The organism is Enterocloster aldenensis, from assembly GCF_003434055.1.
GTDB classification, from domain to species: domain Bacteria; phylum Bacillota; class Clostridia; order Lachnospirales; family Lachnospiraceae; genus Enterocloster; species Enterocloster aldenensis.
In genome coordinates this window covers 38,289-60,377 of the sequence record NZ_QVEX01000009.1, presented here as the reverse complement: position 1 = coordinate 60,377, position 22,089 = coordinate 38,289, and the positions used below count along the sequence as shown (strand labels likewise).

General features: G+C 52.9%; 23 protein-coding genes. 20 read left to right on the top strand and 3 right to left on the bottom strand.

The genetic code is table 11. The features are described 5' to 3' along the window. The first annotated feature begins 175 nt into the window (after positions 1-175). The 12 genes from DWX59_RS17595 to DWX59_RS17545 all read left to right on the top strand — a co-directional run bounded on the left by DWX59_RS17595 (position 176) and on the right by DWX59_RS17545 (position 11,369). A complete protein-coding gene (locus tag DWX59_RS17595; RefSeq protein WP_117560523.1) occupies positions 176-484 on the top strand; it encodes a hypothetical protein in 309 nt (102 codons plus the stop codon). An 87-nt stretch (positions 485-571) separates the two neighbouring features. Continuing rightward, complete coding sequence (locus DWX59_RS17590; RefSeq protein ID WP_117560522.1) at positions 572-2,587, top strand: V-type ATP synthase subunit I; 2,016 nt, start codon at positions 572-574, stop codon at positions 2,585-2,587. A gap of 2 nt (positions 2,588-2,589) precedes the next feature. Further along, on the top strand, positions 2,590-3,072 hold the full coding sequence (locus DWX59_RS17585; RefSeq protein ID WP_008724579.1) for a V-type ATP synthase subunit K: 483 nt from the start codon (positions 2,590-2,592) through the stop codon (positions 3,070-3,072). A 45-nt stretch (positions 3,073-3,117) separates the two neighbouring features. Further along, positions 3,118-3,711, top strand: a complete 594-nt coding sequence (locus tag DWX59_RS17580) for a V-type ATP synthase subunit E (RefSeq protein ID WP_117560521.1) — start codon at positions 3,118-3,120, stop codon at positions 3,709-3,711. Positions 3,712-3,728: 17 nt separating this feature from the next. Next, positions 3,729-4,709: a V-type ATPase subunit gene (locus DWX59_RS17575; protein ID WP_117560520.1), complete on the top strand. Its 981-nt coding sequence runs from the start codon at positions 3,729-3,731 to the stop codon at positions 4,707-4,709. Next, the gene (locus DWX59_RS17570; RefSeq protein ID WP_117560519.1) at positions 4,702-5,022 is read left to right on the top strand and encodes a V-type ATP synthase subunit F; all 321 of its coding nucleotides are present in this window, start codon (positions 4,702-4,704) and stop codon (positions 5,020-5,022) included. The genes DWX59_RS17575 and DWX59_RS17570 overlap by 8 nt, the downstream gene beginning before the upstream one ends. A gap of 45 nt (positions 5,023-5,067) precedes the next feature. Further along, positions 5,068-6,843: a V-type ATP synthase subunit A gene (locus DWX59_RS17565; RefSeq protein WP_117560518.1), complete on the top strand. Its 1,776-nt coding sequence runs from the start codon at positions 5,068-5,070 to the stop codon at positions 6,841-6,843. Next, positions 6,843-8,216 (top strand): V-type ATP synthase subunit B, encoded by a 1,374-nt coding sequence (locus DWX59_RS17560; protein ID WP_117560517.1) that lies wholly within the window; start codon positions 6,843-6,845, stop codon positions 8,214-8,216. The genes DWX59_RS17565 and DWX59_RS17560 overlap by 1 nt, the downstream gene beginning before the upstream one ends. 29 nt (positions 8,217-8,245) lie before the next feature. Next, positions 8,246-8,929: a V-type ATP synthase subunit D gene (locus DWX59_RS17555; RefSeq protein ID WP_117560516.1), complete on the top strand. Its 684-nt coding sequence runs from the start codon at positions 8,246-8,248 to the stop codon at positions 8,927-8,929. Positions 8,930-9,341: 412 nt separating this feature from the next. Continuing rightward, complete coding sequence (locus tag DWX59_RS17550; RefSeq protein WP_117560515.1) at positions 9,342-10,193, top strand: TlpA family protein disulfide reductase; 852 nt, start codon at positions 9,342-9,344, stop codon at positions 10,191-10,193. A gap of 191 nt (positions 10,194-10,384) precedes the next feature. Next, positions 10,385-10,534, top strand: a complete 150-nt coding sequence (locus DWX59_RS28790; RefSeq protein WP_165641872.1) for a CD1871A family CXXC motif-containing protein — start codon at positions 10,385-10,387, stop codon at positions 10,532-10,534. A 13-nt stretch (positions 10,535-10,547) separates the two neighbouring features. Next, positions 10,548-11,369: a 4Fe-4S binding protein gene (locus DWX59_RS17545; RefSeq protein ID WP_117560514.1), complete on the top strand. Its 822-nt coding sequence runs from the start codon at positions 10,548-10,550 to the stop codon at positions 11,367-11,369. Positions 11,370-11,555: 186 nt separating this feature from the next. Here DWX59_RS17545 and DWX59_RS17540 read toward each other — a convergent pair whose 3' ends face one another. Both DWX59_RS17540 and DWX59_RS17535 read right to left on the bottom strand, forming a co-directional pair. Then, positions 11,556-12,023, bottom strand: coding sequence for a RidA family protein (locus DWX59_RS17540; protein WP_117560513.1), 468 nt, complete (start codon positions 12,021-12,023; stop codon positions 11,556-11,558). 18 nt (positions 12,024-12,041) lie between these two features. Then, entirely contained in the window at positions 12,042-13,166 is a 1,125-nt protein-coding gene (locus tag DWX59_RS17535) for a D-TA family PLP-dependent enzyme (protein ID WP_117560512.1), read from the bottom strand. A 50-nt stretch (positions 13,167-13,216) separates the two neighbouring features. Between DWX59_RS17535 and DWX59_RS17530 the strand changes: the two genes are divergently transcribed. From DWX59_RS17530 to DWX59_RS17495, 8 genes are all read left to right on the top strand, one after another. Then, complete coding sequence (locus DWX59_RS17530; protein ID WP_117560511.1) at positions 13,217-13,432, top strand: hypothetical protein; 216 nt, start codon at positions 13,217-13,219, stop codon at positions 13,430-13,432. Between the two features lie 33 nt (positions 13,433-13,465). Further along, on the top strand, positions 13,466-14,971 hold the full coding sequence (locus tag DWX59_RS17525) for a sodium:solute symporter family protein (protein ID WP_117560510.1): 1,506 nt from the start codon (positions 13,466-13,468) through the stop codon (positions 14,969-14,971). 60 nt (positions 14,972-15,031) lie between these two features. Continuing rightward, positions 15,032-15,691: a helix-turn-helix transcriptional regulator gene (locus tag DWX59_RS17520; RefSeq protein ID WP_117560509.1), complete on the top strand. Its 660-nt coding sequence runs from the start codon at positions 15,032-15,034 to the stop codon at positions 15,689-15,691. Then, positions 15,691-17,301, top strand: coding sequence for an N-acyl-D-amino-acid deacylase family protein (locus tag DWX59_RS17515; RefSeq protein ID WP_117560508.1), 1,611 nt, complete (start codon positions 15,691-15,693; stop codon positions 17,299-17,301). The genes DWX59_RS17520 and DWX59_RS17515 overlap by 1 nt, the downstream gene beginning before the upstream one ends. Before the next feature lie 12 nt (positions 17,302-17,313). Next, positions 17,314-18,264: a sugar kinase gene (locus DWX59_RS17510; RefSeq protein ID WP_117560507.1), complete on the top strand. Its 951-nt coding sequence runs from the start codon at positions 17,314-17,316 to the stop codon at positions 18,262-18,264. Between the two features lie 29 nt (positions 18,265-18,293). Then, positions 18,294-18,908 carry a bifunctional 4-hydroxy-2-oxoglutarate aldolase/2-dehydro-3-deoxy-phosphogluconate aldolase gene (locus DWX59_RS17505; protein WP_117560622.1) on the top strand — a complete coding sequence of 205 codons (615 nt, stop codon included), beginning with the start codon at positions 18,294-18,296 and terminating at the stop codon, positions 18,906-18,908. 170 nt (positions 18,909-19,078) lie between these two features. Next, positions 19,079-20,257 (top strand): L-threonylcarbamoyladenylate synthase, encoded by a 1,179-nt coding sequence (locus DWX59_RS17500; RefSeq protein WP_117560621.1) that lies wholly within the window; start codon positions 19,079-19,081, stop codon positions 20,255-20,257. Between the two features lie 180 nt (positions 20,258-20,437). Then, complete coding sequence (locus DWX59_RS17495) at positions 20,438-21,112, top strand: FadR/GntR family transcriptional regulator (RefSeq protein ID WP_117560506.1); 675 nt, start codon at positions 20,438-20,440, stop codon at positions 21,110-21,112. Between the two features lie 16 nt (positions 21,113-21,128). On the opposite strand, the gene DWX59_RS17490 is transcribed toward DWX59_RS17495, so the two are convergent. Continuing rightward, positions 21,129-22,082: a nucleoside hydrolase gene (locus DWX59_RS17490; RefSeq protein WP_117560505.1), complete on the bottom strand. Its 954-nt coding sequence runs from the start codon at positions 22,080-22,082 to the stop codon at positions 21,129-21,131. Between the last annotated feature and the right edge of the window lie 7 nt (positions 22,083-22,089).

Here is a 22,089-nt window from a genome sequence, read left to right as displayed (position 1 = left end):
AATCTATTCATATTGTACAAAAATAATAGGAAAGGTGTGGACAAATACTATTAACTTGTCATTTTATAGTTGAAACGTATTTGCCATAGTATTCCTACAGGCTTATCTGCACAGACTATTTACATATACCGGAGATAAGCATGGAGGAATTCCGGGAAGGAAAGGGGGATTTGGATTGGCCCAGGAGACAATTGATGCGATCCGGCAGGCAGAGGCAGCTGCCGAAGCAGCTGAAAAGGACGCGGTAAAACAGGCGGAAGCAATTGTGGCGGAGGCAAAGGCCCAGGGCGTGCAGTTAAAGGCAGACATGACAAGTGCTGCCAGGGAAGCTGCGGCGCGGGCCGAAGAAGACGCAAAGGCTCAAGGTGAGCAGATGATGCAGGCTGCGCAGGCAGAGGAAGTAAAGGAATTGGAAAATCTGCGCAGCGCCGTGGCCGCGAAACAGGATCAGGCAGTCAAGGTTATCTTATCGGAACTGCTGTAAGGTGAGTCCACGGTAAAAATCGTGGAAAGGTAAGGAAGTTCCACGATAAAAGCCATCGTGGAAAGGTAAGGAAGGAGGCGCTTAGGGTTGGCAGTAGTGCCCATGAAAAAAGTGCTGATCTGCGGACTGAAAAAGGACCGCAAGGGCACCCTTGAGCTTCTGCAGCGCCAAGGGGTACTTGAAATCAGCAATGTGCTGCAGGAAGATGATATGTTCAGGAAAATGGATGTAACGTCTTCCAAAACCGTATTTGAACGCAATGCCATCATAGCGGAACAGGCCGTCGGTATTCTGGATAAATATGCGCCGGAAGACAAGGGCATGCTTGACTCATTCGCAGGCAGGGAAATCCTGACCGTGGAGCAATATGAGGCCAATGCAGGCCAGCATGATGAGACCATGAAGAAAGCCTACCGCTTACAGGAACTTGCAAAACAGATTGGCGAGAACAGTGCCGTCATCCCGAAGCTGGAACAGCAGATGGAAGCACTGGCGCCATGGAAGTCCTTTGATCTGCCCCTTGACTTTAAAGGGACGAAGAAATCCGTGGCATTCATCGGCTCCATCCAGGAAGAAATCTCACTGGAACAGCTGAGGGAACAGCTGGGCGCGCTTGCGCCTGAGGCCGAGACAATTGACCTTAACATTGTCAGTTCATCCAAGGAACAGACCTGTCTTTTCATTGTGTGCGCCAAAGGGGACGCGGATGCAGTGGAAGACGCGTTAAAGAAGCTGAATTTTGTGAAGCCGCCCCTCAGCTCCCTGGTGCCTGCCAAACGGCAGCAGCAGCTGGAGGAGGAACTTTCCAAGGTAAAGGCTGAGATTGCAGGAGCCGAGAAGGCAATCGCCGACATGGCGCCTGACCGGGACTCCATCAAGTTCGTAATGGATTACTATACCATGCGGTCCGAGAAGTACGGGGTGTTAAATGGTCTGGTACAGTCCAGAAGGGTATTCCTTATCACGGGATATGTTTCCGTGGAGGCGGCCCCCGCGCTTGAAAAGCTGCTTCAGGATAAGTATGAGGTGGTAATTGAATTTTCCGAACCGGAAGAAAAGGACGACGTGCCCGTGGTGCTGCGCAACAACAAGTTTGCACAACCCGTGGAGGGAGTCATTGAGAGCTACAGCCTTCCGGGCCAGGGCGAGATTGACCCGTCCATGGTGGTGGCGTGCTTCTACTATGTGCTTTTTGGGCTGATGCTGTCTGATGCGGCTTACGGGCTCATCATGATTGCAGGCACCGCATACTGTCTGACCAAGTATAAGAACATGGAAGACGGGATGAGGAAGTTCATGAAGATGTTCATGTACTGCGGTATTTCCACCGCGTTCTGGGGCTTTATGTTCGGAAGCTTTTTCGGGGATGCGGTCAATGTGATAGCAACCACATTTTTCAACAGGCCGGACATCAGGCTGGCGCCTATCTGGTTTGAGCCGGTAAGCCTGCCCATGAAGATGCTGGTGTTTGCATTCCTGATTGGCATCATCCATCTTTTTACAGGTCTTGGGATTAAATTCTATACCTGTGTCAGGAACGGAAGCCTGAAGGACGGTATCTATGATGCCGTATTCTGGTATATGCTGGTGGGCGGCGGTATTGTTTACCTGCTGACCATGTCCATGTTCACCGATATGCTGGGCTTAAGCTTCACCCTTCCGGCGGCGGCAGGAACCGTGGCAGCCGTGCTGGCGGTGATTGGCCTGATCGGAATTGTACTTACCAGCGGACGGGAATCAAGAAGCTGGTTCAAGCGTATCCTGAAAGGCCTTTACGGGGCGTATGGGGTCACCTCATACCTGAGTGATATCCTTTCCTATTCCCGTCTTCTGGCCCTGGGGCTTGCTACCAGCGTCATCTCCACCGTATTCAACAAGATGGGAAGCATGGTGGGAGGAACCATTCCGGGAGCAATCGTATTCATCCTGGTATTCTTAATCGGACACAGCCTGAACCTGGCAATCAACGCGCTGGGCGCTTATGTCCATACAAACCGTCTGCAGTTTGTGGAATTTTTCGGAAAGTTTTATGAGGGAGGCGGAAGGAAATTTGAACCCTTCGCCATTCACACCAAATATTATAAAGTCAAGGAGGACATTTAGTTATGGAGAATATGGGAGTTGTTTTAGCGTTATTAGGAGCAGTTCTGGCAGCACTTTTTGCAGGGATTGGTTCTGCTATCGGAGTTGGCATCGCAGGTGAGGCTGCTGCCGGAGTTGTAACAGAAGACCCCAACAAGTTCAGTAAGGTTCTGGTATTACAGCTGCTTCCTGGTACACAGGGTATCTACGGCCTGCTGATCGGTTTCATCACCCTGACACAGATCGGTATCATGGGCGGAAGCTCCGACATTTCCGTAGCTAAGGGATTTTTATACCTGGCTGCCTGCCTTCCAATGGCATTCGTTGGTTTATATTCAGCCATCAAGCAGGGCAAGGCCGCTGTTGCAAGTATTGGTTTAGTTGCTAAGAAACCGGACCAGTTTGGTAAGGCAATGATCTTCCCGGCCATGGTTGAGACCTACGCCATCCTGGCACTGCTGATCTCCATTCTTGCTATCTTCGGTATTGCAGGCGTTAATGCGTAAGCAGCGTACGGATATCAGGAGAGAATCAGGAAAGGAGAACATGGCATGGCGGGATTAGATAAAATCATCAGCCAGATAAAAGAAGAATCCCAGGAAGCGGCAGCCCGCACCCTGGCAGGGGCCAGGGATGAGGCAGATAAGGTCCTGGCAGCTGCCCGTAAGGAAGCGGAAAGCGAGTGCGCCGACATTGAAAGGCGTTCCAGGCAGTCCGTTGCCAACATCCTGGAAAGGGGGCAGTCCGCTGCCGACCTTAAGAAACGCGGAAGTATCCTGGCCGAGAAGCAGAAGCTGATTGGCGACACCATTGAGAAGGCGAAAGCAGAACTTAAGGGAATGGATACGGATGCCTACTTTGACATGATTCTTAAACTGGCTGTCAAATCCGCACAGAACGGTAAGGGCGAGCTTCTGTTTTCAGCAAAAGACCTTGCCCGGGTTCCGGAAGGATTTGAGGACAGACTTAATGCAGCGTTAAAGGATAAGGACGCGGCCCTGCACATTTCCAAGGACACCAGGGATATTGATGCCGGATTTGTGCTGACCTACGGCGGGATCGAGGAGAACTGCTCCATCAACGCAATCTTTGATTCAGCCCACGAATTATTGCAGGATAAGGTGCAGGAAATTCTTTTTTCATGAACGGAGGAACGATTTAAATGGCAGACAAACAATATGTTTATGCAGTAGCCCGTATCCGTTCCAAAGAATTGTCCCTGCTATCCGGCGCATTTTTAGATCAGCTGACAGCTGCAAAAGACTACGATGAGTGTATCCAGCTTCTCATGGAAAAAGGCTGGGGCGACGACAGCACTGCAAGTGCTGAGGCGCTTCTGGCCCTGGAGCGGGAAAAAACCTGGGGATTGATTTCAGAACTGGTGGAGGATGTGTCCGTATTCGACGTGTTCCTGTACGGCAACGATTACCACAACCTGAAGGCAGCCATCAAGGAGGCGGTCAAGGCGGAACGCACCGGCCATGACTATCCGGGGATTTTCATTGACCAGGGCTCCGTGGATGTGAAGCTGATACGCGACTCCATACAGAACCGGGAATTCCAGAATCTTCCGGAACCCATGAGGGGACCGGCGGAGGAGGCGTATAAGGCGCTTCTGCACACCCAGGACGGACAGCTTTGCGACATCATCATTGACAAAGCGGCCCTGGATGCGATTTATCATGCCGGTAAATCATCCGGCAATGAGTTCCTGAAGCTTTATGCGGAGCTGACAGTGGCAGCGGCAGATATAAAGACAGCGGTGCGGGCATCCCGTACCGGTAAGGACAGGGCATTTTTGGAACAGGCGCTGGCGCCTTGTGATACCTTGGATATAACACGCCTGGCCCAGGCGGCCATAGAAGGAGTGGATGCCATCGGCATTTACCTGGAATCCACCACCTATGCAGACGCGGTAGAGGAACTTCGCCGCTCACCTTCAGCCTTTGAACGGTGGTGCGACAATCTGATGATCCGCAAGATTAAGCCTCAGCAGTACAGTCCCTTTGGGCTTGGGCCGCTGGCAGCTTATATTCTGGCGCGTGAGAACGAAATCAAGTCAGTTCGGATCGTACTTTCCGGGAAACTCAACCATCTTCCCGAAGAGTCCATCCGGGAAAGGGTAAGGGAGATGTATGTATAAGATTGCAGTGATGGGCGACCGGGACAGTATCTACGGTTTCGCAGCCCTGGGTCTGGAACCATTTCCCCTGACAGACCCGGTGGTGGCAGGAAAGAAATTAAGGGAACTGGGAGAAAGCGGGTATGCCGTGATTTATATCACGGAAGCCCTGGCAGCCCAGGTTGAACCGGAGATTGACCGCTTCCGTGAAGCTGACCTTCCGGCCATCATACTGATTCCAGGCGTGTCCGGCAACACGGGCAGGGGAATCATGGCAGTGAAGAAGTCAGTAGAGCAGGCAGTTGGCTCTGATATAATATTTAACGGGCAGTAGCGCCCCATTGACGGGTGTCTGGTGCTCTTGACGAGGAGGTAAAAGATGAGCAAAGGCGTAATCAAAAAAGTGGCAGGTCCCCTGGTTATCGCAGAGGGCATGCGCGACGCCAACATGTTCGACGTTGTACGCGTTAGCGACCAGCGTTTGATTGGTGAAATCATAGAGATTCATGGCGACAAGGCTTCGGTCCAGGTTTATGAGGAAACCTCCGGACTGGGACCAGGGGAGCCTGTGGAATCCACAGGCGTACCCATGAGCGTTGAGCTGGGGCCTGGCCTGATTGGAAGTATATATGACGGTATCCAGCGTCCCCTGGATGCAATCATGGAGAAGACAGGCGGAAACCTGTTGAACCGCGGAGTGGAGGTTCCCTCCCTGAAGCGTGAGAAGAAGTGGACCTTTGTGCCTTCAGTCAATGTGGGCGACAAGGTGGGCAGCGGCGATATCATCGGTACGGTACAGGAGACGGATGTGGTACGGCAGAGGATCATGATTCCTGTCGGCATCGAAGGCACCCTGACCTATATCAGCGGCGGCGAGTACACGGTAACGGATACGGTTGCTGTGGTGACCGATGAGAAGGGACAGGAGCATCCCGTTGGCCTGATGCAGAAATGGCCGGTACGTAAGGGCCGTCCTTACCAGAGGAAGCTGTCCCCTGACATGCCCCTTGTAACAGGACAGAGGGTCATCGACTGTCTGTTCCCTATCGCAAAGGGCGGTGTTGCGGCTGTTCCCGGACCATTCGGTTCAGGCAAGACGGTTGTACAGCACCAGCTTGCCAAGTGGGCTGATGCGGATATCGTGGTTTACATTGGCTGCGGCGAGCGCGGCAACGAGATGACGGATGTTCTGAACGAGTTCCCGGAACTGAAGGATCCAAAGACAGGCAAGTCCCTGATGGAACGTACGGTCCTGATTGCCAATACCTCGGATATGCCGGTTGCTGCACGTGAGGCATCCATCTATACGGGTATCACCATTGCCGAGTATTTCCGTGACATGGGTTATTCCGTGGCCCTGATGGCAGACTCCACATCCCGTTGGGCGGAGGCACTGCGTGAGATGTCGGGACGTCTGGAGGAAATGCCTGGTGAGGAAGGTTACCCCGCATACCTGGGTTCCCGTCTGGCACAGTTCTATGAGCGTGCGGGACGCGTGATTTCCCTGGGCAAGGATAACCGCGAGGGCGCGCTTTCCGTAATCGGCGCAGTATCCCCTGCAGGCGGCGATATTTCCGAGCCGGTCACACAGGCAACCCTGCGTATCGTTAAGGTATTCTGGAGCCTGGACGCCGACCTGGCATACAAGAGACATTTCCCGGCCATTAACTGGCTGACCAGCTATTCCCTGTACGTGGACACCATGGAAAAATGGTTCAACGCAGAGGTGGAAAGCGACTGGACCGAGCTTCGCGCCCGTCTCATGCGCCTGCTCCAGGAAGAGTCTGAGTTAAATGAAATCGTACAGCTGGTCGGTATGGACGCCCTGTCCGCGCCTGACCGCCTGAAACTGGAGGCAGCCCGTTCCATCCGTGAGGACTTCCTGCACCAGAACGCGTTCCATGAGATTGATACCTTTACATCCCTGAAGAAGCAGCACATGATGATGATGCTTATGATGGCATATTTTGATAAAGCAGGCCAGGCCTTAAGCCAGGGCGTGAACATCGAGCGTCTGGTCAACCTTCCGGTGCGTGAGGCTATCGGACGTTTCAAATACACCGAGGAAGCCGATCTTGACAGCGTTTATGCAGATGTGATCAAGACGCTGGAAGCAGAACTGAGCGATGAGCTGAGCAGAAAGGAGGACTTCTAATGCCCAAGGAATATAGAACAATTGAAGAGGTAGCAGGTCCTATCATGCTGGTCCGCGGCGTACAGGGTGTAACCTATGACGAGATGGGTGAGATTGAACTGGCAAACGGCGAGAAACGCCGCTGCAAGGTCCTGGAGATAGACGGCGGCAACGCCATGGTGCAGCTGTATGAGGCGGCTACCGGTATCAACCTGGATTCCAGCAAGGTGCGTTTCTTAGGCCGTACCATGGAACTGGGCGTGTCCGAGGATATGCTCAGCCGTATGTTTGACGGCATGGGCAAGCCCATTGACGGCGGCCCCGACATCCTGCCTGAAAAGCGTATGGATATCAACGGCCTTCCCATGAATCCGGCAGCCAGAAGCTATCCTGAGGAGTTTATCCAGACCGGCGTCTCTGCCATAGATGGACTGAATACATTGGTCCGCGGACAGAAGCTTCCTATCTTCTCCGCATCCGGTCTGCCCCACGCCAACCTGGCCGCACAGATTGCGCGTCAGGCAAAGGTGCGCGGTACCAGTGAGCCTTTCGCCGTTGTATTCGCGGCCATGGGTATCACCTTTGAGGAGGCAAACTTCTTTATGGAGAGCTTCCGTGAAACAGGTGCCATTGACAGAAGCGTCATGTTCATCAACCTGGCCAATGACCCTGCGGTTGAGCGTATTGCAACACCGCGTATGGCGCTGACCGCGGCAGAATACCTGGCATTTGAGAAGAATATGCACGTGCTGGTTATCCTGACCGATATTACCAACTATGCAGATTCCCTTCGTGAGATTTCCGCTGCGCGTAAGGAAGTTCCCGGGCGCCGCGGTTATCCCGGATATATGTACACCGACCTGGCTTCCCTGTATGAGAGAGCCGGACGCCAGAAGGGCAAGAGCGGTTCCATCACCATGATTCCTATCCTTACCATGCCTGAGGATGACAAGACCCATCCGATTCCTGACCTTACGGGATACATTACCGAGGGACAGATCATCCTGAGCCGTGACTTATACCGCAAGAACGTAACACCGCCAATCGACGTGCTTCCATCCCTTTCACGTCTGAAGGATAAGGGTATCGGCGAAGGCAAGACAAGGGCGGACCATGCCGATGTCATGAACCAGCTGTTTGCAGCCTATGCCCGTGGTAAGGATGCAAAGGAACTGATGGTAATCCTTGGCGAGGCAGCCCTGACTGACATGGATAAGCTGTATGCCAAGTTTGCAGATGAGTTTGAAAAAGAATACGTATCCCAGGGCTACTATGCTGACCGTGACATTGAGGAAACCATGGAAATCGGCTGGAAGCTGCTGCGCATCCTTCCAAGGAGCGAGCTGAAACGTATCAAGGACAAATTCCTTGACCTTTACTATGATGCAAAATAACCAGCAGTCAGAAAGGAAGTTGACATAACATGGGTGCAAAACATGTGAATCCCACCCGTATGGAGCTTACCCGTCTCAAGAAAAAGCTGGCGACGGCAATCAGGGGACACAAGCTCCTTAAGGATAAGCGGGATGAATTGATGCGTCAGTTCCTGGACCTGGTGCGTGAGAACAAAGCTCTTCGTGAAAAGGTAGAGGCAGGCATTGCGGCGGCCAACCAGAATTTTGTGCTGGCCCGCTCCGGCATGACAGACGAAGCCCTGAATGTGGCCCTGATGGCTCCCAAGCAGGAGGTTTATCTGGAATCCGAGACAAGGAATGTGATGAGCGTGGAGATTCCTGTGTTCAAGTATAAGACCAGGACTTCGGACCCCAATGATATCTATTCCTATGGATTTGCCTTTACCTCCAGCGATCTGGATGATGCGGTGAAAAGCCTGGCAGACCTTCTGCCGGATATGCTGCGCCTGGCCGAGTGTGAAAAGTCCTGCCAGCTCATGGCAGCGGAGATTGAAAAGACCCGCCGCCGTGTAAATGCCCTGGAGCATGTGATGATTCCCCAGACCCAGCAGAATATCCGCTACATCACCATGAAGCTGGATGAAAATGAGCGCAGTTCCCAGACAAGGCTTATGAAGGTTAAGGATATGATGCTCGAAGAAGCCCACCACTACAGCGAGAGGGAAGTGGTCCCTGTGGTGGATGAGGTATGACCGGTATGCAATCCGTACCGGAGTATCAGCCATAAGGCTCAGTGACGGTTTTATGAAAGGTTAATAAAACTTTCATAAAAACCCCCGCAATGCCGGGTGGACAGAAGATAATAAATATGATAGAGTAAATTCCAGGTAATGGTATGAAAGCCATTGCCTGGATTTATTATTTTAGGGAAGCCCGGACAGCCGAGCTTTTTTTGTCACTGCAGATTGTAAATCATGATACTGGATACTGAAACCAGGGTGTGTTTAATAATTGCTTTCCATCCGCTGTGTGTCCCGGTATGTGGCAAATTTGGGCCAAATGAAGGACGCACATCTGGCGGAAAGCAATTTTCAGACACGCTCTAGGGCACTGGCTGCGCCGGAACGGACATGGCGCGGTTTGGAATGATGGGAGGAAATCTATATGAGGAAACCGTATTTTATGGTAAATAGGAAATCAGCGGTCAGGATGGGGGCGGTACTGTCCCTGACCATATGTATGGCCCTTCAGACTGCGGGATGCAGTTCTGCGGGCAAAGGTGGGGAACAGACAACGGCTGCGCAGGCGGATGGGGATGTGAAGGAAGCAGCAGGCACAACGGCAGGAAATCCAGGAGACGGGCAGACCGGCGGGGCTGCAGGGAAAGCCGCGGCAGATAAGGATAAGACGGATGCTGGCCAGGGGGCCGGTGAGGCAGCCAAAGACAAAGCGCCGGAAGGCGCCGGACAGACAGACGGTGAGGCAGCGGCAGGTGAGACCCGGCCAGACGCCGGTGAGGCAGCGGCGGATGAAGCCCAGGCAGACGCCGGTCAGGGCGAGGGCGACAGCGGTATCGAGGCCCAGCCAGGCGTGCCTTTAAAGGCAGGCAATAAGGCGCCTGACTTCACGGCAGAGCTGATTGACGGTTCCAGCCTCGCGCTCTCGGACCTGAAAGGCAAGCCTGTCATCATTAATTTCTGGGCAACCTGGTGCGGACCATGTGTCAGGGAGATGCCTGCATTTGAGCGTCTAAAAGAGGACTTTGGGGATGAAATAGGCATTATTGCAGTGAACTGCGGGGATGATGCTGATACGGTAAAGGATTTTGTGGACGAGAACGGATACACCTTCCCGGTGGCGCTGGATGAAAATTATGAGGTAGCCATGCTCTATCCATCCAATTCCATACCATATACCGTGGTTCTTGACGCCAATGGCAAGATTACCCATGTATCAACAGGCGCATATGACGCAGATACCATGTACGACAGGTATAAAAAGGCGCTGGGGTTATAAGGATACAGGGATATCAGGGCGTGTCAGGGATGGGATGGATGATTAGCCAATACGTGTCCTATCAGCCAGTACGTGTCCTATCAGCCAGGACACGTACTATCAGCCAGGGCACGTACTATCAGACAGGACACGTACTATCAGACAGGGCACGTCCTGGCTATGGAGACACGTGAAAAGGAGGTTTGTCCCATATGAGGCATATGACAAGACAGAATAAAATAGCTGTCCTGCTTCTTTTTCTGGGAATCATATTCCTGTGCACCGGATTGTACCAGGGCGGATATCAGGATACCCTGCACAAGGCCATACGGGTATGCCTGGAATGCATAGGAATCGGATGAAAGGATGAGGACCATGAAAAGGCGGCTGATACAGCTTTGTTCTGCATTACTATATAACCTGAACCTGAAGGGATTTGCCCAGGTATCCATCTACCAGGGCAAGGCCAAGGGCTTATGCGTGCCTGGGCTTAACTGCTACTCATGTCCAGGCGCGGTGGGTTCATGCCCGCTGGGAACGCTTCAGAACTCCCTGGCGGCATTGGACCGGAAGATACCCTTTTATATACTGGGGGTGCTGCTGCTTCTTGGGGTCACGCTGGGAAGGACCATATGCGGTTTCCTGTGCCCCTTCGGGCTTGTGCAGGAACTGCTTTATAAAATTCCTGTCCCCAAACTTAAGAAGAGCCGGTTTACCCGGGTATTATCCAAATTGAAGTACATGATACTGATTGTATTTGTAATCCTGCTCCCCATTATACTTAAGATGGCCACAAGGCTTCCGGTGCCTGCGTTCTGCAAATACATATGTCCCGCAGGAACCCTGGAAGGCGGTATACCGCTGGTGCTCCTGGACGAATCGCTGGGCAGCCTTGCAGGGGCGCTGTTTTCCTGGAAAGTGTTTGTGATGGCTGTCATCCTCATCAGCGCATGTTTTATTTACAGAAGCTTCTGCCGTTTCCTCTGCCCTCTTGGGGCAATCTATTCCCTTTTTGCCCCGGTGGCAATGCTGGGGGTAAGGATAGATGAAGGCGCCTGTACCAACTGCGGCAGGTGCGTGCGCACCTGCAGGATGGATATTAGGAATGTTGGGGATATGGAATGTATCCAGTGCGGGGAATGCATGAAGGAATGCAGTGTGGATGCAATCCATTGGAAAAAGCCGTTTCGGTCATGAGAAGAGATTGATTAAACTATAAAATTAAAAGCTCCTGTACGGGAAGTTGGCGGCAAAATGCCGTGTTTCCCGTATACAGGAGTTTTTTTAGTACATAAGGACTTGCAATATGCTGTAGTATTCCGCCTTTGGCAGGATTTTTATTCTGTTTCCAACAGGATTTTATCCTGCTTCCATCAGGATTTCTTATTCCACTTCCACCAGGACTTCGATTTCACATGCAATTCCCCCGGGAAGTGCATTGGTACCGATGGCGGAACGGGCCGGGCAGCCCGCTTCCTCGCCGAACAGGTCAACAAGCAGGTTGGAAGCGCCGTTTACCACCTGGGGCTGCTGGGTAAAATCATCTGCGCTGTTCACAAAACCCAGCACTTTTACGAAACGTTTGATTTTGTTCAGGTCGCCGGTTTTGGCCTCAATGTTTGCCAGAAGGTTCAGCATGCAGTTATAGGCGGCCTTCTGTCCTTCCTCAACGGTCAGGTCCTTTCCTAATTTGCCGACCACGGTATTGCCGTTTCCTAAGTCAGGGCCGCAGCCTGAGCAGTATAAAAGGTTTGTCCCGAATTCCTGGACCGGTGTATAAACACCGCCCTTTGGCGGCGGCGCGGGAAGGGTGATTCCTTTTTCGTTTAATTTGTCATATACGTTTGCCATAGTATTATTTCCTTTCAATCAAATGTTTATTTTACGGTTTCTGGCTGTTACTTCCCAAGTATGGCGGATATGTCCCTTTTCCACCACCGGTACGGATGGATACAGGGCGCTTGTGGGGCAGATATGGGTGGGCACCACGAAAAGTTCATCCCCCACCCCGGGGCACTGGTCTTCGTATCCGGGTTCCATGCAAAAGGCCCAATGTTCCTCGCTCTGGAACAGTTCCCTGACATGTTCCATCCCGGCAATGACGCCCCGGGTCCCTTCCGGGTCAGAGGCAATCCCCTTATATCCCAGGTCCAGTGTAAAATGCCCTTTCACCGGACAGCTGATGACCCTGGTCATGATGGCTGCGCCCGGAGTGAACACAAGGTCCGGATACTTCATTGTATACCCATAGTCGTTGACGAAATAGGTACCCGGGGAGAGGTACACCTCATACTGTGTCCTGGGAAAATCCACATAACATGGCATGGAAGGGGAACCGCCCAATACCAGGGTCCTGCAGGAGTAGCCTTTTTCACACAGGCTGCTTGAGATTGCCTGGATCTGGGCAGCGCTTGCGTCTGTTTCCTTCTTGCGCCGGTCAAAGTCATGCTCGGTGCGGTGGCCATCATAACAGTGAAGCCCCATCATGGAGATACCGTCCATCAAAGCGCACTCCATGAAGAATGCACCTGTATCCTGAACCGGTACGCCGGTGCGGTCCATGCCCAGGTTCACATCCACCAGGACATTGGCCCTGAGACCGGCTTTGGAGCATTGCTGCCCAAGGGCGCGTACCTGTCCCTCATTGTCACCCACTGCCCAGAAACAGACCTGGGGGTAGGTTTGCATCAGTTGGATGAAACGGCTGATATTCGGACCTACCAGAGGGTATGCCACAAGGACATGGGCTGCCCCGCAGCTGGCTGCCATCTCTGCTTCCGCTATGGTGGCGCACTTAAAACGGGTTATGCCGGCTTCCATCTGAAGGCGGACCATCTGCGCCATCTTGTGGGTCTTTACATGGGGCCACAGATATCCGGGTCCGCCGGCCAGGTCCACTGCCTTCTTAATATTTTCTTTAATGATATCCAGGTAATAGACCAGGGCCGGGGTGATTACATCCTTGGATTCTTCAAACTTATAATGATTTTCCATAACAACCTCCTTCTCATCTGAACTCGGCAGAACCAGAAACACTGTTCATTATGGTTATAACACAAATTGTTGAAGCTTACAAGGCTAAAAATAAAAATATATGCAAAAAAGCTAGACATAATATGGGGATAAAGAAAAAAGTGCACAAAAAAGTCAAAAAACATATTGACAATTTGTTTAAAGCTTATTACAATGGGGTTAAACAAATTGTTGAACCGTTCAAAAATTTGGCAGAATTCAGAAACAGGTCCAACAATCCTGTGTGACACTATCCATTTATAATACAAAGGAGGAAGAGTATGTTAACAAAGACCCATGCAACATTCTTTATTATTGGATTCATGCTTTATGTGCTTTTAATGATTGTGGTAGGCATTATCTGCAGCAAGGGCAAATCCAAAGGAAAAGATTACCTTACAGGCGGAGGTAAGATGCCCATGTATCTTATTTTTGCCACCATGGGCGCCACCCTTATCGGTACAGGCTCGTCCATCGGGGCAACGGCCAACGGGTTTAAGAATGGTTTTGGCGGTTCTGCCTATGGTATGGGCGCCGCCCTTGGGATCCTGGCCCTGGTACTGGTAGCCAAGAAGTCCAAGCTAAGGGCCAAGAACCTGCTGACCATGGCTGAGGAAGCACAGTTCCATTACAATGGCAATAAGATGGTCAAAGCTGTCATGAGTTTCATGATGTACATCATAGAGGTTGTATGGCTGGGGAACCATATCAATGGAGGGGCTACCTATTTAAGCTATGTAACCGGAATGGACCTGACCACCTCCAAGCTGGTGGCAGTGCTTGCATTTGGAATCTACGTTATCATCGGCGGATATCTGGCGGTTGTATGGACAGACCTGATCCAGCTGACCGTGCTTGTAATCGGATTCATCGCCATCACAGCCATTGCCATTCCCATGGCAGGCGGATGGGGGACCATATCCGGGACCATCACCGAAGCCGGCAAGGCAGGCAACTTAAGCTTTTACGGTGTTGAGTCCATGGGAGGCATGGCGCTGTTCTCACTGATGTTCTCCATTGCCATCCCCTGTCTGGGCACGCCTACATACCGTATGCGTATCTACACGGCCAAGGATGACAAGACCGCAATCCGGGCTTTGAGCCTTTCTGGCTGGCTGCTGTTGATTTTCTCCCTTCTTCCTGCTATTATTGGTATGGCGGCATTTACAATCGCAACCAATACAGGCGCGCAGGCAGTGCTGGAACAGCCGGATTTTGCATTTACCTATATCGCAACCGTTGTGTTAGGACCGGTCCTGGGTCTTATGTTCATGATTTCCGGCCTGTCCGCAACCATGTCCTCCGGTGACTCCGATGCAATCGCAGGAGTAACCATATTGATACAGGACATCTACCCGATCCTCACCGGCCGGCAGCTGGAGGATGAGAAGGTTGGCAAATATTCACGGGTAGCCACCGTGGCAACCCTGCTCCTTGCCTTCTTTGCAACCTTGTTTGCAAAGGATGTCATGAGCTACATCAGCAATGTAATCGGCTCCATCATTCCGGGCGTATCCATTGCCATGCTGTTAGGCGCATGCTGGAAACGCGCCACCTGGCAGGGAGGCATTGCTTCGGTAGGCGTGGGAACCCTGTTCGGCGTCCTGTATCTGGCGGTCCCTGCATTCTCCGGCGCGGTGGCAGGCATTTTCACCGGACCTGCCATTCCTGCAACACTGGTAGCCCTTGCAGCGGAAGTGATTGTTTCCTTATGTACAAAGAAAGAGGAAATGTCTGAAGAGGAAAGACTGGCTCTGGTTGTGGAATCAAGAGGAGCTGTAAAATAAGCATCAGCCGGGCATCGGGATTAAGTCCTGATGCCTTAAGGCTTGAAGGGAGATAGGTTCATGGGGTTTGTAAAAGATAATTTCGAGGTTCTTGACAGTCTGGCAAAGTGTATTGCCATCCAGTTCGGGACGAACTGTGAGGTGGTGCTCCACGACCTGACGCTGCCATATGACCGCACGATCGTGTCCATCTATAACGGCCATGTGACGGGCCGTGAGGTAGGCGGGGGCGGCACCAATGCGGGCCTGGAGATACTGAGGGGGACAGCCATGCCTGAAGACCAGTATGGTTATATCAACTATACAAAGGACGGCAGGACGCTGCGCACCTCCAGCAAGTATTTCATGGGCGAGGATGGCAAGGTAGAGGGAAGCCTCTGCATCAACCTTGATATTACAGGCCTTATGATTGGCGAGGCAGCCATGAGGGCCCTGAGCGGTCAGGGCGCTGAGACAAACACCAAGGAAGTATTCACCGCCAATGTGGACGAGCTTTTGGACACCCTGATGCAGGATGCGGTACAGAGCACCGGCAGGCAGCTGGCCATGCTGACCAAGGAAGACAAGGTGGCAGTGGTCCGCTATCTGGATGAAAAGGGTGCGTTCCTCATTAAGAAATCAGCTGAAAAGGTGGCGGACTTCCTTGGCATCTCCCGGTTTACTGTGTACAATTATCTGAACGAAGGAAATGGGACAAAGGAAAGCGGGGAAGACGGATAATGGCTTCTACATTAATAAAAAACGGATTGGTATACGACGGCCTGGGAAATGCACCCAAAAAGGCTGATATATATATAAAGGATGACAGGATTGAACGGATTGGGGAAACCATCTGCCGGGAAGCGGATCTGGTGGTGGATGCGGCAGGAAGGGCGGTGACGCCCGGATTTATTGACATACACCGCCACTGTGATGCCAAGCCATTTATCAGCCCTGATTTTGGGGATGTCCTGCTGACCCAGGGCATTACAACCACCGTGGTGGGCAACTGCGGCATCTCCATGACGCCGGCCAGCGCGGACCCGGTGCGCGCAAAGGAGATGTATGAATTCGATGAGCCGGTGCTGGGGCCCATTAAGGACAACCGGATCCGCACCTATCATGACTATATGGAAGCGCTGGATAAGACAGGGCTTCCGGTGAACTTTGGGTCCATGATAGGGACCGGGGCAGTGAAGATAACGGTCAAGGGATTTGCCGACACCCCGTTCACGGACAAGGAGATGGCTGAGGCCAGGGCCTTGGTGGAGGATGCCATGAAGGAGGGGGCCGCGGGCGTGTCCGTGGGCATCATGTACCTTCCGGAATGCTACAGTACAACGGATGAGTTTGCCAGGCTGCTGGAGCCGGTGGGACGTTACGGCAGGGTCGTGACCGCCCATATACGGGGGGAGGGCGACAGCATGGTGGACAGCGTGAAGGAAATGATTGAGATTGGCAGGAAGGCAGGCTGCGCCGTGGAAATCAGCCACTTCAAATCCTGCGGCATGGCCAATTGGGGAAAGGATATCCACAGGGCCATCGGGCTGATAGAAGAGGCAAGGGCCAAGGGACAGGATGTGACCTGCGATTTCTATCCATATGAGGGAGGTTCCACTGCCCTGACCACCATGATCCCGCCTGTGTACGTGCAGGGGGACATGAACCGTGCGTTAAAGCGCATGGGCACGCCTGAGGGTATTGCTGAGTTCAGGAAAGCCTGCAGCGTGACCTATGATGACTGGGATAACTTTGCAATCACCCTTGGATGGGACAGGATACTTATATCCGGGGTTGTGAGGAAGCATAATGAAAAGTACCTTGGGATGACCGTGACGGAAGCAGCCAGGACATTTGGGTTTGAGGATGCCGCGGCCTTCGCGGCCTGGCTGATGCACGATGAGGACGGAAGGACCGCCATCATTAACATGAGCATGTGCCAGGAAGACATTGACACGGTGGCCAGGCTTCCCTATTCCGTGGTCATATCGGATTCCATCTATGCGGACACCAATACGCCCCATCCCAGGATGTACGGTGCATTTCCAAAAATCATCCGGGAATATGTAAGGGAGCGGGGCATCCTTACCATGGAACAGGCAGTCATGAAAATGACCTCCCTGCCCGCGGACCGCATGAAGCTTGAGGGACGCGGAAGGCTTGCCGAGGGATGTTATGCGGATGTGAACATATTTGACCCGGCGCGGTTTAGGGACAACGCCACATTCCCTGACCCTGCCAGGATGGCCGAGGGACTGTGGCTCTGCATGGTCAACGGCAATGTTGCTTTAAGGGATGGAAAGCCCTTAGGCGGATATTACGGAAGGAATCTTCGCATTAAGAGAAAGTAAAAGGAGGAAGACATGCCTCAGATTGTTACGGTTGGAGAGACAATGGCTGCATTTACCCCTGGTTCCACGGGATTCTTGCGGTATGTGAAAAACTACGAGATGCGGATTGCCGGTGCGGAAAGCAACCTTGCAATCGGCGTATCCAAGCTGGGACACAGCGCCGGATGGATCAGCTGTCTGGGAAAGGATGAGTTTGGGGAGTTTGTCCAAAACAGCATACGGGCAGAGGGAGTGGACACCAGCAGGGTCGTGTTTGACCCTGAGTACAGGACAGGCATCATGTTCAAACAGGTAAGGAACGCATCGGAGACTTCTGTATTTTACTATCGGGAAAATTCAGCGGCAAGCCATATGCGGCCCCAGCTGCTGGACGAGGGATATCTGGCCCAGGCCGATGTCATCCACCTTACCGGAATCACGCCCGTGCTGGGGGACAGCTGCCGGGAGACCGTGCAGGCAGCCATGGATCTGGCGGTGAAGCATGAAAAGCTTATCAGCTTTGACCCCAATATCCGCAGGAAGCTTTGGAAGGGCAGGGACTTTGTCCCGATGCTGCGGGATATGATGTTCAGGGCGCAGATCGTGCTTTTGGGAGCGGATGAGGCAGAGGCGCTGCTGGGGGTATCTGAGGCCCGCAGGGTCATGGACATCCTGTTTGAAAAGGGGCAGGCCAGGTATGTGGCTGTTAAGAACGGCGCCAAGGGAGCCATTGTGGGAGATGGGGACGGACTGACGGAAATCCCGCCGTTTCCATGTGCCAGCATTGATCCGGTGGGCGCGGGCGATGCGTTCAACGCCGCCTTCCTCTGCGGCATCCTGGAAGGTAAGGATGTGGCGGACTGCGGAAGGATGGGCGCTGTGGCTGGCGCCCTTGCAACGGAGACCTATGGGGATACGGAAGGGTATCCCTCCATGGAACAGATGGAAACGGCAATGAAAGGTGAGGACATCATCTACCGGTAAGGATGCCGGAAAGAAAGGAAAGGGAACCAATGAAACATATTTTGGAGAATAACAGGATTTGTGCAATCATGCGCGGAGTGCCCTTAGGCAAGACGCTGGATTATGCGGACGCCGTGTACCGCGGAGGCGTGCGGATGTTTGAGGTGGCCATGAATTCCGGGGATGCGGCCAGGCAGATTGAGCTTATGAGGAAGCATTTCGGGGACAATGCCTATGTGGGCGCAGGTACTGTAATCAGCGCAAAGCGCTGTGAGGCGGCGAGGGAGGCGGGTGCCCAGTTTTTCCTCACCCCATCGGCAACCACGGGCACCATGGAATTCTGCCGCAGATACGACATCCCTCTTCTTCCCGGCGTGCTTACCCCAACGGATGTGGCCGTGTGCCTGGAGTACGGATATACCATCATGAAGCTGTTTCCGGCAGGGGATATGCCTCCTTCCTATATCAAAAGCCTGAAAGGACCCTTTGACGGCACCGAGTATGTGGCTGTGGGCGGTGTGGACGCAGGTAATATCAAGACCTTCCTGGACAATGGATTTATCGGGGTGGGGATTGGAAGCAACCTGATGCCAAAGGAATACGTGAAAAATGATGCGTGGGATAAAGCATCTGAATATGTAAAAGGGATTGTAGGGTCTATATAGAAAGCCATGAACTTTACATTCCCGGCTGCCGGTGTTACAATAAATTGGACACCGGCATTTTTGACTGCAGAAACAGGCGGGTCGCTGATGAAGGTCTGGAACAGGGCATTTTGCAAAAAAGTCATATAAAAAAGTCCTGTAAAAAACATCCTGGATACAGAGGTAATGACATGGAAACAAAGAGAATTGTTATTAAAGATAGAAAGAACATAAAGGATGAGGAGCTGGCAGAGGCTGCGGCGGTACTCAGAAGCGGGGGCCTTGTGGCTTTCCCCACAGAGACTGTATACGGCCTGGGCGGCAATGCCTTGGATGAAGATGCGGCCAGGAAGATTTATGCTGCCAAGGGGCGCCCCTCCGACAATCCCCTGATTGCCCACATATCATGCGCCGCAGATCTGGCGCCCCTGGTAAAGGAGATACCCGTGGCCGGCAGGAAATTGATGGAAGCCTTCTGGCCCGGTCCGCTGACCATGATATTCCCAAAGAGCGGCAGGGTGCCCTACGGCACCACGGGAGGGCTTGACACAGTGGCTGTCCGCATGCCCGACGACCCGGTGGCTGGACGCCTGATAGCCCTGGCCGGGGTTCCAGTGGCAGCGCCCAGCGCCAATACCTCGGGCCGTCCAAGCCCTACCACGGCAGACCATGTGTGGCAGGACATGAATGGACGCATTAACATGATCATTGACGGAGGGCCGGTGGGAATCGGTGTGGAGTCTACCATTGTGGACGTGTCCTCCCCTGTGCCGTCTGTCCTGCGCCCGGGGGCCATCACCATGGAAATGCTCAGGGAAGTGCTGGGGGAGGTGACCATTGACCCGGCCATACTGGGACCCATGAAGGAAGATATAAGGCCGAAAGCGCCCGGGATGAAGTACCGTCATTATGCGCCGAGAGCAGAGCTTACACTGGTGGAAGCCGCGGAGGATGAAACTGCCGGATGTGAAGCTGCCAGATATGAAACTGCCGGATATGAAGCTGTCCGTGGACAGGAAAGGGTTGGCTGCGGCGGGCAGATGAGCGGTGGGCAGATGAGAGACGGACAGGTGGAACGCATGGTGGGGAAAGTGAAGGAGCTGGCCCATGAAAAGCTCATCCAGGGCTGTCAGGTGGGTATTATCTGTACGGACGAATCACGGTCTTGCTATACCGAAGGCACGGTCCGCAGCATCGGAGCCAGGAAGAGCCAGGAATCGGTGGCCCATAACCTGTATGCGGTGCTTAGGGAATTTGATGATCTTAAGGTGGAGTATATATTCTCGGAGAGTTTTTCAGAGGATCACCTGGGACAGGCAATCATGAACCGGCTTTCGAAGGCGGCCGGGTATAAGATTGTACGGGTATGAGATTGCACGGGTATAAGACTGCGCGGGTATGAGATTGTACAGGTATAAGATTGCCCGGGTATAATATTGTACAGGTATAGATTGCCCGGGTATGAATTGTACGGATTTAAGACCATACGGGTATGGAATGGCCTGTTTATGGTGATACACAAGCTAGGACGGAGCGGACAAGGAGGCAACATGGAAAAACAGACCCTGGGGGAAATTGCAGCCCAGAAGCTTTTAGGAATGATACAGGATAAGGGATACACGGCCGGGGATAAGCTGCCTACGGAGGCAGAACTGGTGGAACGTCTGGGCGTGGGGCGCAACACGGTCCGTGAGGCCCTGCGCATCCTTATGTCCAGGAATATCGTGACCATACGCCAGGGCTCAGGCACCTTCATATCGGATAAGAACGGGGTGGCTGACGATCCGCTGGGATTTTCCATGATAGAGGACAGGCGCAAGCTGACAGAGGATTTAATCCAGATCCGGGTCATGCTGGAACCTCCCATAGCGGCCCTGGCTGCCCAGAACGCCACAGAGGAGGATGTGCGGATTTTAGGGAATATCCTCTTGGAACTGGAATACTGCATGGAACGGCATGAGGATTATGCGGACAAGGATTCCCAGTTCCATGCCCACATAGCCGGCTGCAGCCACAACCTGGTCATGACCAACCTGGTGCCTGTGATTACAGACGGGGTACGCGTATTTGCCGGCTCTGTCCGAGAGACAGAGTATGACAAGACCAGGGAATCCCACCGGCGGATTTACGAGGCAATCCGTGACCGGAGGCCGGTGGACGCCCAGCAGGCCATGTATTTCCATCTGATGTTTAATGACAACCGGTATAGGGATGAGATGAAATAGGGGGATGTCAAGTGCTTTATGCAAATCCCCCTAAAACATAAGACATCATTTCTGTGAACATGGATTTAAACGCGTGGGAATCCACCTTCAGCGCCACCATGGTTTCTTCGGTCCCGCCGTGGTCCGCCATAAGATTTTCCGTTATCCTTCCAATCAGGGGGCCGTCGGTGCACACGGTCAGATGGAAGGGCAGCATGGTGAAAATCTGCGGGCAGCAGGCAGCAGCCACTGCCAGGGGGTCATGAAGGGCGCATCCCTGCAGGTAGGGATAGAAGCGGCGGTACTCATTCAGATAAAAAGTAAGGAGGTCACAGTAAAAGGACCCGGCTGCCGTGCCCATGTTTTTCCATGTTTGGATTTCCTCCCATGTAAGCAGTGTTTTCCTGGTTACATCCAGACCAATGAGGGTAAGGGGAAGCCCTGCTTCAAGTACTGCTTTTGACGCTGCCACATCAGCCTTTATATTGGCCTCAGCCACAGGGGAAGAATTACCCGGGCAGGTAAGGGCGCCGCCCATGGATATGACCTGTCCAAGGGCCCGGCATTGGCTGGGATACAGATTTAGAAGTCTGGCCAGGTCCGTAAGCGGACCGGTGGTGACAAGCGTTAAATCCCTGCCGTACCGCTCAATGGATTCATGAATAAATGCAACGCTGCTTTTCATATGCTCTGGCGGCCTTTCTTCCCATGCCGGCTCCCCTAGAAGATTGGCTGCCCCGTCCATCCCATGAAAATCCCCGTTATAGGTACGGATTCCCTGAAGCGGCGCGCTGCTGCCCGGATAGACAGGAACCTCCGGATGTCCCATGAGATTTAAAAGATGGCGGGTATTGCGGTAGGTTTTTTCCAATGGGGCCATGCCATAGGATACCGTAATCCCCAGAAGCCGGTATGTTTTCTGCCCCAGGGCGTAGGCAATGGCCAGCGCGTCATCGATTCCCGTATCAACGCTCAATATCATATAGTTCATTTTTCCT

What these genes read in the sequence shown, in the direction of transcription:
- DWX59_RS17585 (WP_008724579.1), top strand. Translation starts at nt 2,590, where the DNA reads ATGGAGAATATGGGAGTTGTTTTAGCGTTATTAGGAGCAGTTCTGGCA.
- DWX59_RS17580 (WP_117560521.1), top strand. Translation starts at nt 3,118, where the DNA reads ATGGCGGGATTAGATAAAATCATCAGCCAGATAAAAGAAGAATCCCAG.
- DWX59_RS17575 (WP_117560520.1), top strand. Translation starts at nt 3,729, where the DNA reads ATGGCAGACAAACAATATGTTTATGCAGTAGCCCGTATCCGTTCCAAA.
- DWX59_RS17570 (WP_117560519.1), top strand. Translation starts at nt 4,702, where the DNA reads ATGTATAAGATTGCAGTGATGGGCGACCGGGACAGTATCTACGGTTTC.
- DWX59_RS17565 (WP_117560518.1), top strand. Translation starts at nt 5,068, where the DNA reads ATGAGCAAAGGCGTAATCAAAAAAGTGGCAGGTCCCCTGGTTATCGCA.
- DWX59_RS17560 (WP_117560517.1), top strand. Translation starts at nt 6,843, where the DNA reads ATGCCCAAGGAATATAGAACAATTGAAGAGGTAGCAGGTCCTATCATG.
- DWX59_RS17555 (WP_117560516.1), top strand. Translation starts at nt 8,246, where the DNA reads ATGGGTGCAAAACATGTGAATCCCACCCGTATGGAGCTTACCCGTCTC.
- DWX59_RS17550 (WP_117560515.1), top strand. Translation starts at nt 9,342, where the DNA reads ATGAGGAAACCGTATTTTATGGTAAATAGGAAATCAGCGGTCAGGATG.
- DWX59_RS28790 (WP_165641872.1), top strand. Translation starts at nt 10,385, where the DNA reads ATGAGGCATATGACAAGACAGAATAAAATAGCTGTCCTGCTTCTTTTT.
- DWX59_RS17545 (WP_117560514.1), top strand. Translation starts at nt 10,548, where the DNA reads ATGAAAAGGCGGCTGATACAGCTTTGTTCTGCATTACTATATAACCTG.
- DWX59_RS17540 (WP_117560513.1), bottom strand. Translation starts at nt 12,023, where the DNA reads ATGGCAAACGTATATGACAAATTAAACGAAAAAGGAATCACCCTTCCC.
- DWX59_RS17535 (WP_117560512.1), bottom strand. Translation starts at nt 13,166, where the DNA reads ATGGAAAATCATTATAAGTTTGAAGAATCCAAGGATGTAATCACCCCG.
- DWX59_RS17530 (WP_117560511.1), top strand. Translation starts at nt 13,217, where the DNA reads ATGGTTATAACACAAATTGTTGAAGCTTACAAGGCTAAAAATAAAAAT.
- DWX59_RS17525 (WP_117560510.1), top strand. Translation starts at nt 13,466, where the DNA reads ATGTTAACAAAGACCCATGCAACATTCTTTATTATTGGATTCATGCTT.
- DWX59_RS17520 (WP_117560509.1), top strand. Translation starts at nt 15,032, where the DNA reads ATGGGGTTTGTAAAAGATAATTTCGAGGTTCTTGACAGTCTGGCAAAG.
- DWX59_RS17515 (WP_117560508.1), top strand. Translation starts at nt 15,691, where the DNA reads ATGGCTTCTACATTAATAAAAAACGGATTGGTATACGACGGCCTGGGA.
- DWX59_RS17510 (WP_117560507.1), top strand. Translation starts at nt 17,314, where the DNA reads ATGCCTCAGATTGTTACGGTTGGAGAGACAATGGCTGCATTTACCCCT.
- DWX59_RS17505 (WP_117560622.1), top strand. Translation starts at nt 18,294, where the DNA reads ATGAAACATATTTTGGAGAATAACAGGATTTGTGCAATCATGCGCGGA.
- DWX59_RS17500 (WP_117560621.1), top strand. Translation starts at nt 19,079, where the DNA reads ATGGAAACAAAGAGAATTGTTATTAAAGATAGAAAGAACATAAAGGAT.
- DWX59_RS17495 (WP_117560506.1), top strand. Translation starts at nt 20,438, where the DNA reads ATGGAAAAACAGACCCTGGGGGAAATTGCAGCCCAGAAGCTTTTAGGA.
- DWX59_RS17490 (WP_117560505.1), bottom strand. Translation starts at nt 22,082, where the DNA reads ATGAACTATATGATATTGAGCGTTGATACGGGAATCGATGACGCGCTG.